The sequence below is a fragment of the Microbacterium wangyouchuni genome (assembly GCF_051546305.1).
In the GTDB taxonomy this organism is placed as follows: domain Bacteria; phylum Actinomycetota; class Actinomycetes; order Actinomycetales; family Microbacteriaceae; genus Microbacterium.
In genome coordinates, this window is record NZ_JBPTMA010000015.1 from 1 (window position 1) to 12659 (window position 12659).

The 12659-nt window shown below is 63.6% G+C and carries 12 protein-coding genes; 5 read left to right on the plus strand and 7 right to left on the minus strand.

What is annotated here, in order from left to right; genetic code table 11:
- Nucleotides 1-183: 183 nt before the first annotated feature.
- Nucleotides 184-1782 (minus strand): ABC-F family ATP-binding cassette domain-containing protein, encoded by a 1599-nt coding sequence (locus ACSS7Z_RS16070; protein WP_438255881.1) that lies wholly within the window; start codon nt 1780-1782, stop codon nt 184-186.
- A 172-nt stretch (nt 1783-1954) separates the two neighbouring features.
- On the opposite strand from ACSS7Z_RS16070, the gene ACSS7Z_RS16075 reads away from it, so the two are divergent.
- The 4 genes from ACSS7Z_RS16075 to ACSS7Z_RS16090 all read left to right on the plus strand — a co-directional run bounded on the left by ACSS7Z_RS16075 (nt 1955) and on the right by ACSS7Z_RS16090 (nt 5957).
- Nucleotides 1955-2626, plus strand: coding sequence for a DedA family protein (locus ACSS7Z_RS16075; RefSeq protein ID WP_438255882.1), 672 nt, complete (start codon nt 1955-1957; stop codon nt 2624-2626).
- Entirely contained in the window at nt 2623-3900 is a 1278-nt protein-coding gene (locus ACSS7Z_RS16080; protein ID WP_438255883.1) for a sensor histidine kinase, read from the plus strand. Before ACSS7Z_RS16075 ends, ACSS7Z_RS16080 begins: the two co-directional genes overlap by 4 nt.
- Nucleotides 3897-4565 (plus strand): response regulator, encoded by a 669-nt coding sequence (locus ACSS7Z_RS16085; protein WP_438255884.1) that lies wholly within the window; start codon nt 3897-3899, stop codon nt 4563-4565. The genes ACSS7Z_RS16080 and ACSS7Z_RS16085 overlap by 4 nt, the downstream gene beginning before the upstream one ends.
- A gap of 102 nt (nt 4566-4667) precedes the next feature.
- Complete coding sequence (locus ACSS7Z_RS16090) at nt 4668-5957, plus strand: acyltransferase family protein (protein ID WP_438255885.1); 1290 nt, start codon at nt 4668-4670, stop codon at nt 5955-5957.
- Here the strand turns inward: ACSS7Z_RS16090 and ACSS7Z_RS16095 are convergent.
- From ACSS7Z_RS16095 to sufB, 6 genes are read right to left on the minus strand one after another with little or no spacing between them, the layout of a single operon-like run.
- Nucleotides 5950-7104 (minus strand): MalY/PatB family protein, encoded by a 1155-nt coding sequence (locus ACSS7Z_RS16095; protein ID WP_438255886.1) that lies wholly within the window; start codon nt 7102-7104, stop codon nt 5950-5952. The two genes, ACSS7Z_RS16090 and ACSS7Z_RS16095, sit on opposite strands and share 8 nt — an antisense overlap.
- Before the next feature lies 1 nt (nt 7105).
- Nucleotides 7106-7435: a metal-sulfur cluster assembly factor gene (locus tag ACSS7Z_RS16100; RefSeq protein ID WP_438255887.1), complete on the minus strand. Its 330-nt coding sequence runs from the start codon at nt 7433-7435 to the stop codon at nt 7106-7108.
- A 9-nt stretch (nt 7436-7444) separates the two neighbouring features.
- Nucleotides 7445-8215, minus strand: a complete 771-nt coding sequence (gene sufC / locus ACSS7Z_RS16105; RefSeq protein WP_438255888.1) for a Fe-S cluster assembly ATPase SufC — start codon at nt 8213-8215, stop codon at nt 7445-7447.
- 1 nt (nt 8216) lies between these two features.
- Nucleotides 8217-8543, minus strand: a complete 327-nt coding sequence (locus ACSS7Z_RS16110) for a non-heme iron oxygenase ferredoxin subunit (RefSeq protein WP_438255889.1) — start codon at nt 8541-8543, stop codon at nt 8217-8219.
- Entirely contained in the window at nt 8540-9745 is a 1206-nt protein-coding gene (sufD, locus tag ACSS7Z_RS16115) for a Fe-S cluster assembly protein SufD (protein ID WP_438255890.1), read from the minus strand. The genes ACSS7Z_RS16110 and sufD overlap by 4 nt, the downstream gene beginning before the upstream one ends.
- Nucleotides 9746-11164, minus strand: a complete 1419-nt coding sequence (gene sufB / locus ACSS7Z_RS16120; RefSeq protein WP_438255891.1) for a Fe-S cluster assembly protein SufB — start codon at nt 11162-11164, stop codon at nt 9746-9748. It abuts the gene before it with no gap.
- Between the two features lie 284 nt (nt 11165-11448).
- Between sufB and ACSS7Z_RS16125 the strand changes: the two genes are divergently transcribed.
- Nucleotides 11449-12483, plus strand: coding sequence for a COX15/CtaA family protein (locus ACSS7Z_RS16125; RefSeq protein ID WP_438255892.1), 1035 nt, complete (start codon nt 11449-11451; stop codon nt 12481-12483).
- The last annotated feature ends 176 nt before the right edge of the window (nt 12484-12659 follow it).

Consider the following 12659-nt stretch of genomic DNA (forward strand, 5'->3'; position numbering starts at 1 on the left):
CCACCTACGTCGGCAACGGCAAACCCCGCGGCTTCATGAACCGTTACCCATCTCCTGAGACAGAAACCGTCACCAATGTTCTGAGACAAGAACCGTCACCGAAGACCTGAGACATCACAACACGTTTCTCATGCGAGACGACGTTTCTCGCGGCGGCGGCAACGCGGGGCGCGCGGCGCGCGCCTACGCGAGCTCGATGAGGTCCTGGTACTCCTGGTTCCAGATGTCTTCGACACCGTCGGGCAGGATCAGCACGCGCTCGGGGTTCAGCGACTGCACAGCCCCCGGGTCGTGCGACACCAGAACCACAGCACCCTCATAGTGTGCGAGCGCGTCAAGGATCTCCTCGCGCGACGCCGGGTCGAGGTTGTTCGTGGGCTCATCGAGCAGCAACAGGTTCGCGGATGACACGACCAGGGTCGCCAGCGACAGACGGGTCTTCTCGCCACCGGAGAGGACACCGGCCGGCTTCAGCACGTCATCCCCGGTGAACAGGAACGAGCCGAGCACGCGACGCGCCTCCATCTCGGTGATGTGCGGGGCCGCAGACACCATGTTCTGCAACACCGAACGGTCCACGTCGAGGTTCTCGTGCTCCTGTGCGTAATAGCCGATCTTCACGCCGAAACCAGGCTCGAGCTGCCCGGTGTCCGGCTCGTCGACACCGGCGAGCATCCGCAGCAGTGTCGTCTTTCCTGCGCCGTTGAGTCCGAGCACGACCACTTTGGAGCCGCGATCGATAGCGAGATCAACGTCGGTAAAGATCTCCAGGGAGCCGTACGACTTCGACAGACCGGTAGCCATCATCGGCGTCTTTCCGCACGGAGCCGGCTTCGGGAACCGCAGCTTCGCGACCCTGTCTGTCTCACGCACGTCATCGAGACCAGCAAGCAGCTTCTCCGCGCGCGCAACCATCTGGTGCGCTGCGGCAGCCTTGGACGCCTTGGCGCCGAAGCGGGCAGCCTGCTGCTGCAGCGAGGTCGCCTTCTTCTCGGCGTTCGCGCGCTCCTTCTTGCGGCGCTCTTCGTCCGCTACCCGCTGACGCAGGTAGTTCTTCCAGTTCATGTTGTAGATGTCGATGCTCTGACGGTTCGCATCGAGATAGAACACGCGGTTGACGGTCTCGCCGACGATCTCGATGTCGTGGCTGATCACGATCAGCCCGCCGCGGTAGTTCTTCAGGAACTCACGCAGCCACACGACACTGTCGGCATCCAGGTGGTTGGTCGGCTCGTCGAGGATCATCGTCTCGGCATCGGAGAACAGAATGCGAGCGAGTTCGATGCGGCGTCGCTGACCACCGGAGAGCGATGACAGCGGCTGGTCGAGGATGCGATCCGGTAGCGACAGGTTGTTCGCGATCGAGGCCGCTTCGGCTTCAGCCGCATACCCGCCTAGCGCTTCAAAGCGCTCCATCAGGTTGCCGAACTTGCGCATCGCCTTATCGGCGACGGCCTGATCAGCGGATGCCATATCCTCGCTGGCCTTGGCCATGCTGAGCTGAATGGATCCGAGTCCACGAGCGTCCAGAATACGCGTGCGTGCGAGCATCTCCGGGTCGCCGGTACGCGGATCCTGCGGAAGGTAGCCCAGCTCACCGGATCGGGCCACGTTGCCGTCTGCCGGGGGCAGATCACCGGCAAGCACCTTCGTCAAAGTGGTCTTGCCGGCACCGTTGCGTCCGACCAGCCCGATCTTGTCGCCGGCAGAGACGCGAAAGGACACGTTCTCCATCAGGAGGCGGGCGCCAACGCGAATCTCGAGGTCGTGCACGGCAAGCACAGCGGAAGTCCGTTTCGTCAGGGGAATTTGGCCGATGGGCCAGCCTCCCAGTATAGGTCTCCCGCGCTGGTAAGACGCCGACAGCCCCCGATGCAAAAACCCCTCTGAAGTATGACGCGTTCGATACCTCAGGGTGATGTGGTCGTAGCAGCGCAAACCATAGGTTCTACGGGTGGACATCATCAACGACCTCATCCTGCAGGCTGCCGCATCCCCGTGGCTCTATCTTGTTATGTTCGCCACGGCCGTGCTCGACGGCTTCTTCCCTCCGATCCCGAGCGAGACGGTGCTGGTCGCAGCCGCTGCGGTTGCGGCATCCACCGGTGAAACGAATCTGCCCCTCTTGATCGGCGTCGCCGCTATCGGCGCGATGATCGGAGACAACCTGGCGTATGCAATCGGCCGCACAATCGGAACCACCCGATTCGCCTGGATGCGCCGTCCTCGCGTCGCCGCCGCCTTCGAACGCGCACAGCGCACACTCCGACGCAACGGCGCCGGCCTCATCCTCGGCGCTCGTTACATCCCGGTCGGACGCGTGGCCGTGAATATGTCAGCCGGCGCGCTGAGCTACCCGTGGCGGCGCTTCCTGCCCTTCAGCATCCTCGGCGGCATCACCTGGGCCGCGTACAGCGCGGGCATCGGTCTCCTGGCCGGGCACTGGCTGAAAGAGCAGCCACTCCTGAGCGCCGTCTTCGGCGTCGCGTTCGCTCTCCTCCTCGGCGTGATCATCGATCGCATCATCGCCCTACGACGTCGGCGCCGCGAAAGCGAGGATACGGATGCCCCGACCCCGGCTGAGATCGAGATGCACGAGTCGCAGCCTGCGCAGGTGCAAGGATGACTTCCATGAGGTCGAAGAAGCGCGCTGCGCCGCGACACGCCGCACAGCGCCGGTGGCCGTGGTCGCGCAACCGGCATACCGCCCTCATCGTGATTCTGACGACGGCCGCTGTCGCGCTGTACAGCGTGCTGGTTCCGGTGCACGTCACCTTCTACGGCAGTCCGGTTGCTATGACGATGCTGCTGGGCGCGATCGCCGTGGCCGCTCCGCTCGTCTCGCTCCGTTACCCTCGGGTCGCGATGATCGGCTTCACGGCATCGGCCGTGCTGATTCCCCTTATGGTCTCCCGCCAGATGGTCGTGGCAGCCCCGTGGCCCTGGTCGGTTCCTCTGCTCATCGCCTTCGCGATCATGGTCGCCAGCGTCACGTTCCGCCACGGGTGGCGATATGGACTCATTCAACTGATCGTCGGTGCCGTCGCCGGAGTGATCGCATCGGTGATGCTCCCGGCAATCCCGAGCGGTAACTCGCTCATCGTCACCACCTCGATCCTGACCGGTGTCTATCTGCTCTCCTTCCTGCTCGTCGGCCGCCTGCGGCTGGGGGACGAACTCACGCGAGAACGCGCACTTACCGCGCAGGAGCAGTCCCGGCGCGAACTCGTTGAAGAGCGCACACGGATCGCACGAGAACTGCACGACGTCGTGGCCCACAGCCTTTCTCTGATTCAGGTGCAGGCATCCACCGCGCGTTACCGTGTTCCCGATCTCGCACCCTCCAGCGCCGCCGAATTCGAATCCATCGCCGCCTCGGCCCGTGAATCGCTCTCCGAGATGCGCAGGATCCTGGGCGTACTGCGCATGGAAGACCACACTGCCGACCTCACCCCTCAACGGGGAATCGATGACATCGCCGCGCTTGTGGATGCCACCAGGCGCGCCGGTGCCGCCGTCTCGCTGATCCACCACACGGCCGGCGAAGATGTGAGCGCTTCGACCGGGCTCGCCGTCTACCGCATCGTCCAGGAATCACTGAGCAATGCTGTGCGCCACGCGCCCGGAACCGCAATTTCCGTGACCGTGAGAGATGACGATTCTGACATCGTGCTGATCGTCCATAATGCTCACTCTCCTCAGGCCGGCGACCCGGCGGCGAGCCAGACCGCCACCGTGACGATGGGGCATCCCGGCGGCCATGGTTTGCGCGGTATGACCGAGCGTGCGACGCTACTCGGCGGGAGCATCCAGGCAGGCGATGATGCTGACGGCGGCTGGACAGTCGCCGCACGCGTGCCGAAGAACCCCCTCTCCCCTCCCGCGGAAGGCAATCTGTGACGATCGAAGTGCTCATCGCCGACGACCAGGCGATGGTCCGCGCCGGATTCGCTGCCCTGCTGGATGCCCACGACGGCATCACCGTCACCGGCCAAGCCGCCGACGGCGCAGAAGCAGTTGCGGTCAGCACCCGCGTGGACCCGGACGTGATCTTGATGGACGTGCGGATGCCGAAACTCGACGGTATTGAAGCGACCAGACGCATCCTCGGTGACGGTTATCCCGCGGCGAAGGTGCCGCGCATCTTGATGCTGACCACTTTCGACATCGACGACTACGTGTACGACGCGCTTCAGGCTGGCGCCAGTGGGTTTCTCCTGAAGGACGCCCTGCCAGAAGAGCTCGTCCACGCCGTGCGCGTGATCGCCGCAGGTGACGCACTGCTGTCGCCGAGCGTGACGCGTCGCATGATCGCGCAATTTGCTGCGCAGAAGCCACGCGCCACGGCATCCACCCATCTGCTCAGCGAACTCACCGAGCGCGAGCGCGAGGTGTTGATTCTCCTCGGTCAGGGAAATTCGAACAGCGAGATCGCATCCGCGCTTTTCATTGCGGAACAGACCGTCAAGACGCATGTCGGCAAGGTACTGGCCAAGGTCGGCGCACGCGACCGCGTTCAAGCCGTGATATTCGCCTACGACACCGGCTTGGTCGAACCCGCCTGACGCCTCTGCCACCTGGGTAGGGGGTCACTCGACACCTCCGGGTGATGTGCGGCTACACAGCGACTCCATAGTCTCCTCGAACAGTCACCGAGGAGGAACCCCATGGCCATCGCCGAGGCACCCCAGCGCAGCGCACCGACCGCCCGACACTTCACTACCCGCGACCCGGGAATCGACTTCATCCGCGCCCTCTGCGTACTGGGCGTCGTGCTGCTGCACTCGATGATGGTCGGGGTGACGGTGACGGCATCCGGTCCCGTGTTCGAAAACGCGAGCGACGGCACCGCATGGATCGCTCCGCTGAGCTGGATCCTCCAGGTCATGCCGCTGTTCTTCGTCATCGCGGGGTTCTCGGGCCTGCTCGCCTACCGGCGCGTGCGCGAAAGCGGTGGCACCCCAGCAGAGTTCATCGCAGCGCGGATCCATCGCTTGCTACTGCCCGCCACCTTCGCGATCGGGATCGTTGGCGTCGCTCTTGCCATGCTCGCCGTCGCCGGCGTCCCGGCCGATCTCATTGCCGTTGCCGGGTTCAGATATGGGCAGCCGCTGTGGTTCCTCGGAGTCTTCCTGATCTGCCAGGCGCTGCTGCCGGCGCTGGCTGAGGCCCACCGCCGCGCTCCCCTGCTCACCATCGGCGCTCTCGCAGCAGCGGCCGTGACGGTCGACGTCATGCGTTCGCTGACGGGGTTGGATGGGCTCGGTTTCATTAACCTCGCGTTCGTATGGATGACACTGCAGCAACTCGGTTTCTTCCTCGCCGACGGGAGCATCGACTCGATGAGCAGACGAAACCGGATGCTGGCGGGCATTGCCGCCGCCACCGCATTGATTCTCACCTTTGTCTGCGGAATCTACTCCCCCGACCTCATCGCGAACATCAACCCACCGACCGCGGCATTGCTGCTGGTCGGAGTCGCACACACTGCCGCCCTGTCGCTGTTCCGAAACCAAATCGCACAGTTCAGCCGGCGCCCGCGCGTTGCCGCTTTCACGCGATTCGTCACCCCTCGCACGATGACGATCTACCTCTGGCACATGCCTGTACTGCTGGCGATGGCCGGCGCGACCGCCCTGTACGCGATCTCGATCGGGATCGCCCTTCCTGAGCTGAACAGCATCGAATGGTGGATTGGCCGCCCGCTGTGGCTGGCCACAGCGCTTGCCTGCACCACCACGATCGCGATGATCTTCGCGCGGATCGAGGCTCAGCGGGCACCCGCAGCCACAGGGTCACTTCGCCGTCTGTCCGTCGCGATCCTCACCGGTGCGACCGCGGTCGTGATGCTACTCGTGTTCGGCACCAGTCTGCTCACTGCCTGCAGCGCCGTGCTGATACTCGTTCTGTCGCTGCGACTCGCTCGAGCAGACAGCGCACGCGTTGCGGTCAGCTGACGTCGAGAGCGGCGATACGAGTGATGGCCTCGGTGATGATCTCGGGACTCGTACCGAAGTTCAGCCGGACGTGACCGGCCCCTTCGGCTCCGAACGCCGGACCGAAGTGCAGCGCGACCCTCGCCTCCCGGAGGATCCGCTTCGATGGGTTGTCACCCCAGCCGAGACCGGCAAGGTCGATCCAGGCGAGGTATCCGGCATCCGGCTGGCGATAGCGCGCGGCCGGGAGATGTTGGGCGAGCAGATCTGCCACCAACCGTCGGTTCTCATCAAGGGTGACCAGAAGACTGTCGAGCCACGCGTCGCTCTCTTCCGCGAATGCGGCGACGGCGGCGAGCATCCCGAACTGGCCGGTGCGCCACTCGACTTCGATAGGCAGAGACCGCAGGACTCGAGTGGTGTCGTCAGAGGCTGTCACCATGAGCGCGCACTTGAGACCGGCGAGGTTGAACGCCTTGCTCGCACTGACGACGGCGTAGCCGACCGCGCGAGCATCATCCGATATCGACAGGAAGGGCCGGAACCCGGTATTCGGTTGCACGAGGGGCGCATGGATCTCGTCGGACACCACCGCAGCGCCGTGCGCGGCGGCAAGCTCAGCAAGCGCCGTCAAAGATGCCGCCGAGTGCACTGTGCCGGTCGGATTGTGTGGATTGCACAACAGCACCGCTCGGGCGCCGGCTTCCAGCGCCGCATGGATGCCGTCGAGGTCGAGCTCCCACCCTGTTCCCGTGTCTCGCAGCGGAACACGTTCGACGATGGCGCCGGCCTCTTCGACGAGGTCAAAGAATGGCGGATACACGGGCGTCGTGACGATCACACGCTCGCCCGGCGATGTGACGCGCCGCAGAATCTCGACGATGCCCATGCTCACATCGGCAGTAGAACGCATGCGTGCAGCATCCGGAGCCCAGCCGAAACGACGGTGCGCGAATTCGGTGTATGCCTCGGCAAGTGGGGTGCGTGAAGCCACGTAACCGGTGTCGCCGATCGAAATGGCACGCTCAAGCACCCGAGTGATCTCGGGCGCCAGAGCGAAATCCGTTTCGGCTACGAACAGCGGCAGCACATCGGCGGGGTACTCCCGCCACTTCTCGCTGGTGCGCTCGCGAAGAGCATCCAGCGAAAGAGCGCGGAGCCGTTCCATGTCAGATAGCGAAGCCGAGCGCCCGCATCATGTCGCGTCCGTCATCGGTGATCTTCTCCGGACCCCACGGCGGCATCCACACCCAGTTGATGCGGAAGCGGTCAACGACGGAGTCCAGCGCCTCTGCCGTCTGCTCTTCGAGCACATCGGTCAACGGGCAGCCAGCGCTCGTCAGTGTCATGTGGATGACGAGAGCATCGTTCTCGTCATCCCAGCTCAGGTCATAGATGAGGCCGAGGTCGACGACGTTGATCCCGAGCTCCGGGTCCATGACGTCCTTCAGAGCCTCGGTGACCTCGTCGAACTTCTCTGGGGCAAGCGTCGCGGTCATGACCTCAGCCTACGCTTCGATCGGCGCAGCAGGGTCGAAGAAGCGGTCGTAGCCTTCTTCCTCAAGGCGATCAGCCAGTTCAGGCCCGCCCTCTTCGACGATCTTTCCGCCGACGATCACGTGCACGAAGTCCGGACGGATGTAGCGCAGAATGCGGGTGTAGTGCGTGATCAGAAGCACGCCGAGTCCGGTGGACTCCTTCGCGCGGTTCACGCCCTCCGACACGATCTTCAGCGCGTCGACATCGAGACCAGAATCGGTCTCGTCGAGCACGGCGAACTTCGGCTTGAGAACCTCGAGCTGAAGAATCTCGTGACGCTTCTTCTCGCCACCGGAGAAGCCTTCGTTGACGTTGCGCTGCGCGAACTTCGGGTCCATGCGCAGGTTGGTCATCGCGGACTTGACGTCCTTGGTCCACGAGCGGATCGCGGGAGCTTCACCGTCGAGCGCGGTCTTTGCGGTGCGCAAGAAGTTCGTGACCGTCACACCGGGGATCTCCACCGGGTACTGCATCGCGAGGAAGAGACCGGCGCGCGCACGCTCGTCAACGCTCATCTCGAGAACATCGTCACCGTCGAAGGTGATCGAGCCGCTGGCGACGGTGTACTTCGGGTGACCGGCGATCGTGTACGCCAGTGTGGACTTGCCTGAGCCGTTCGGGCCCATGATGGCGTGCGTCTCACCGGTCTTCATGGTGAGGTTGATGCCGTTGAGGATCGGGGTCGTCCCCGCCTCGGTCTCGACCGTCACGTGCAGGTCGCGGATCTCAAGAACAGACATTTCAGACTTCCTTCGTCACGGTCGGATCAATGAGCACGTCATCGCCGTTGATTTCAACGACGTAGACCGGAACGGGCTCATAAGCGGGGAGATTCTGGGGGATGCCGGTACGCAGCGAGAAGGCGGAGCCATGGGCCCAGCATTCCAGCGTGTCGCCTTCAACAAACCCCTCGGACAGCGAGATCTCGCCATGGGTGCAGGTGTCACCGATCGCATGGATCTCACCGGCGGAGTCGAGAACGATCGCCATCGGGACACCATCGAGCTCAACGCGCAGCGGAGTGTCCTGCTCAAGATCGGTGATGCCGCAGGCGCGCTGAGCGCTCATACGTTGACTCCGGCGAGTTCGGTATCGATCGCCGCGAGCAGTTCACTTTCCAGCGACGGGATGCCGAGGCGCAGCACGATGTCGGTGAGGAAGCCGAGCACCACCAGACGGCGAGCCTCTTCTTCAGAGATGCCGCGAGTCTGCAGGTAGAACAGCTGCTCGTCGTCGAAACGTCCTGTAGCGCTGGCGTGGCCGGCGCCGAGGATGTCACCGGTCTCGATCTCGAGGTTCGGAATCGAGTCGGCGCGTGCGCCCGCGGTGAGCACCAGGTTGCGGTTCGCCTCGTAGGAGCTGGTGCCAGTGGCATCGCGTCCGATGAGAACATCGCCAATCCACACGCTGCGCGCACTCTCACCCTGGAGCGCGCCCTTGTAGAGCACGTCGCCGGTGGTGTGAGCGCCCTTGTGGTGCATGTAGACCTGGCTTTCCAGGTGCTGTCCGGCATCTGCAAATGTCAGGCCGTACATCTTGCCTTCGGAACCGGTACCGGCCAGCTCCAGGTTCGGGTTCACGCGCACGATTCCGCCGCCGAAGCTGACGATGAAGTGCCTCAGCTGTGCGTCCTTGTCGACGCGCGTCTGATGTGACGCGGCGTGGATGGCATCGTCATCCCAGCGCTGGACGGAGACGACGGTGAGGCGCGATCCTGCCCGAGCAATGATCTCGATGTTCTGCGCGTACTGGGCAGATCCCTGGTGACGCAGAATAACTGTTGCCGCGCTGTTCTCCTGCGCCTCGATCACGATGTGAGCGTCGGCACGCTTGTCAGCGCCCTGGCCCGTCACCGTGACAAGGATCGGTTCAGCGACCTCTTCATTGCGCGGGATGCGCACGTGCATGCCGTCGACGCTTCCCTGCCAGGCCACAGCTGCCACGATGTCTTCCGGAACGAAGAACTCGCCACGCGGCGCTGTACCTGCGGCCAGCGTGTCGGCAATGTACTGCTCGCCGCTGGTGATCTCGTAGGTGACACCGTCATTTGATTCAGCCGGAGTGAACAGGCCGCTCAGACGAGCAACCGGTGTGTGCTTCCAGTTGACCTCGCGGCCGGTCGGAGTTCCGAAGTCGGCGGGCTCGAATGAGCGCGGTCGTTCGGATCGGGTCTGCACGGGAACGAATCCAGCATCTGCCACCTGGGCTGCCGGGTCGATGTGCGCGTTCGTCTGCTGCGCCGAGGTGGGCGCTGTCGTAGAGGCCGCCATTTAGCCGACCGATCCTTCCATGCCCATTTCAATGAGCTTGTTCAACTCCATTGCGTACTCCATCGGAAGTTCGCGTGCGATCGGCTCGATGAAGCCGCGGACGATCATCGACATCGCTTCGGTCTCTTCCATGCCACGGCTCATCAGGTAGAACAGCTGCTCTTCGCTGACTTTCGAGACGGTGGCCTCGTGGCCGAGTTTCACGTCATCGACACGAATGTCGATTGACGGATAGGTGTCCGATCGAGACTGGGTGTCAACGAGCAGTGCGTCGCAGATGACCGAGTTCGACGAGTGGTGCGCGGCTGGATCAACACGGACTTCTCCGCGATAGCCCGTGCGTCCGCCGCCACGGGCGATCGACTTCGAGACGATCGATGACTGCGTGTACGGAGCCATGTGGATCATCTTGGCGCCAGCATCCTGATGCTGACCGGGACCTGCGAAAGCAACGGAGAGCGTCTCGCCCTTGGCATGCTCGCCCATCAGGTAGATCGACGGGTACTTCATCGTCACCTTGGAGCCGATGTTGCCGTCGACCCATTCCATAGTTGCGCCCTCGTGAGCGACAGCGCGCTTGGTGACGAGGTTGTAAACGTTGTTCGACCAGTTCTGGATCGTCGTGTAGCGAACGCGTGCGTTCTTCTTCACGATGATCTCGACGACGGCCGAGTGCAACGAGTCCGACTTGTAGATCGGGGCGGTGCAGCCTTCGATGTAGTGAACGTAACTGTCCTCATCGGCGATGATCAGCGTCCGCTCAAACTGACCCATGTTCTCGGTGTTGATGCGGAAGTACGCCTGCAGGGGGATCTCGACGTGGACGCCCTTGGGGACGTAGACGAATGAACCACCCGACCAGACGGCCGTGTTGAGGGCGGCGAACTTGTTGTCGCCAGAGGGAATGACGCTGCCGAAGTATTCTTCGAAGAATTCGGGGTGCTCACGCAGCGCAGTGTCCGTGTCCATGAAGATGACGCCCTGCTCCTCCAGATCCTCGCGGATCTGGTGGTAGACGACCTCGGACTCGTACTGGGCGGCGACGCCGGCGACAAGACGCTGACGCTCGGCCTCCGGGATTCCCAGACGCTCGTAGGTTTCACGAATCTCAGCCGGGAGCTCTTCCCACGACTGCGCCTGCTTCTCTGTGGAGCGGACGAAGTACTTGATGTTGTCGAAGTCGATATCGCTGAGGTCTGCGCCCCAGGTCGGCATCGGCTTGCGTCCGAAGAGCTGCAGAGCCTTCAGACGGGTCTTCAGCATCCATTCGGGTTCTTTTTTGAGCCCCGAGATACCGCGGACAACATCTTCAGAAAGACCACGCTTGGCAATGGCGCCAGCGGCGTCTTCATCGTGCCAGCCGAACTCGTACACCCCCAGACCATCGAGTTCTGGGCGGTCGATCAGCACATCCGACATCACACACTCTCCTTGTTGGACCCAAACGGTGTCATCCGCCCCGGCACGCCATAGCCCCGCAGATGATACGGGGTGGGAGCCGCTGGTGGGCCTCATCACGGACGCATTCTTCGCGCCTAAACTGTTGGTGATGCACCTTGCGCTGAGCGCATGCATCGCAACAATCCGATTCTACAGGTTCCCCCTGACAAACGGGCCGTGCCCAGCGCCAGGAACGGGCCGGAGGACGCATGCCCGAAACCGCAGAACTCACCGACTCCCCCGAACGCGTTGGCGGATCCGCCATGATCGGTCGACCGTTGCGCGTTCTGGCGTGGTTGTCGTTCCTGGCCGAGGTGATCATCATCGGCACCGGCGGCGCTGTTCGACTGACCGGATCGGGACTCGGATGCTCGGAATGGCCGCTGTGCACACCGGAGTCGCTCGTTCCGACACCGGAACAGGGCATCCACGGCATCATTGAGTTCGGCAACCGCACGATGACCGGCTTGGTCGGGCTCCTCGCTATCGCCGTGCTGCTGCTGGTGCTGCACTCGGTCGGTGGACGCCGCCCCGTCAGCGCGGCGCTCTGGTTTGCAGGCGGCGGCATCGTCGTCGGCGTCGTATGCTTCGCGATCACTTCGGCACTCGGACTTCCCGGCTTCCCGTTCTTCTCCCTGGGCCTACTGCTGGTGACGATCATCGCAGGGGTGCATTCCCTTCGAACGACGCCGATGCGCCGCGATCTCTCCGCGCTGGCGTGGATCGTCCTGATCGGTGTTGTCGCGCAGGCTTTCGTCGGCGGCATCACCGTGCTCACCGGATTGAACCCCTCGATCGTCGGGTTCCATTACGTGTCATCGCTGCTGCTGGTGTGCGCGACCGCGGCATTCCTGGTTCGCCTGGATGCCGCTCCCGGTCCGCGCGAGCGCGCCGTGCCCGTCTGGTTCGCGATCGTGACGCACGTCACCGGTCTGGCCCTGGCCGCGACGATCTTCTTCGGTGTGCTCACCACCGGGTCCGGGCCGCACTCGGGCGATGTGAACGTCATCCGTGACGGCTTCGACGCCACGGTGCTCGCACACATTCACTCCTGGCCCGGCTACATCCTCGCGGCGCTGCTGACGGTACTGACAGTGTTCGCCTGGGTGCAGCGGCTTCGGCCGCGCCGGTGGCTCCTGGTGCTCGTCCTCGCTGTTCTGGTGCAGGTGGCAGTCGGAGTGTGGCAGTCTCGCGATGGCCTCCCCGGACTCCTCGTCGGCATCCACATGGTTTTGGCCGCGCTCTCCGCCGCCGCGTACACCGTCGTGGTGCTGCGCCTCAAGCGCCCCACCCCCTGATCCACCCGCGCCCCCGCATCCCTCTTGCGAGTGGGCGCTCGTGGCTCACTTTTGGGGGGCGAAGTCATATGGTGGCAGCAACGTTCTTCTTGAAGGAGCGTTTCATGGTCAAGTTGTTCCCGCCGAATACTCGTACGCAGTTCGTCGATCTCGTGTGTGCGGGGGTGCCCGTTCAG

Excerpts from the sequence above, each read along its gene's own strand:
- ACSS7Z_RS16080 (WP_438255883.1), top strand. The coding sequence starts at position 2,623 with ATGACTTCCATGAGGTCGAAGAAGCGCGCTGCGCCGCGACACGCCGCA.
- ACSS7Z_RS16090 (WP_438255885.1), top strand. The coding sequence starts at position 4,668 with ATGGCCATCGCCGAGGCACCCCAGCGCAGCGCACCGACCGCCCGACAC.
- ACSS7Z_RS16095 (WP_438255886.1), bottom strand. The coding sequence starts at position 7,104 with ATGGAACGGCTCCGCGCTCTTTCGCTGGATGCTCTTCGCGAGCGCACC.
- ACSS7Z_RS16100 (WP_438255887.1), bottom strand. The coding sequence starts at position 7,435 with ATGACCGCGACGCTTGCCCCAGAGAAGTTCGACGAGGTCACCGAGGCT.
- sufC (WP_438255888.1), bottom strand. The coding sequence starts at position 8,215 with ATGTCTGTTCTTGAGATCCGCGACCTGCACGTGACGGTCGAGACCGAG.
- ACSS7Z_RS16110 (WP_438255889.1), bottom strand. The coding sequence starts at position 8,543 with ATGAGCGCTCAGCGCGCCTGCGGCATCACCGATCTTGAGCAGGACACT.
- sufD (WP_438255890.1), bottom strand. The coding sequence starts at position 9,745 with ATGGCGGCCTCTACGACAGCGCCCACCTCGGCGCAGCAGACGAACGCG.
- sufB (WP_438255891.1), bottom strand. The coding sequence starts at position 11,164 with ATGTCGGATGTGCTGATCGACCGCCCAGAACTCGATGGTCTGGGGGTG.
- ACSS7Z_RS16125 (WP_438255892.1), top strand. The coding sequence starts at position 11,449 with ATGATCGGTCGACCGTTGCGCGTTCTGGCGTGGTTGTCGTTCCTGGCC.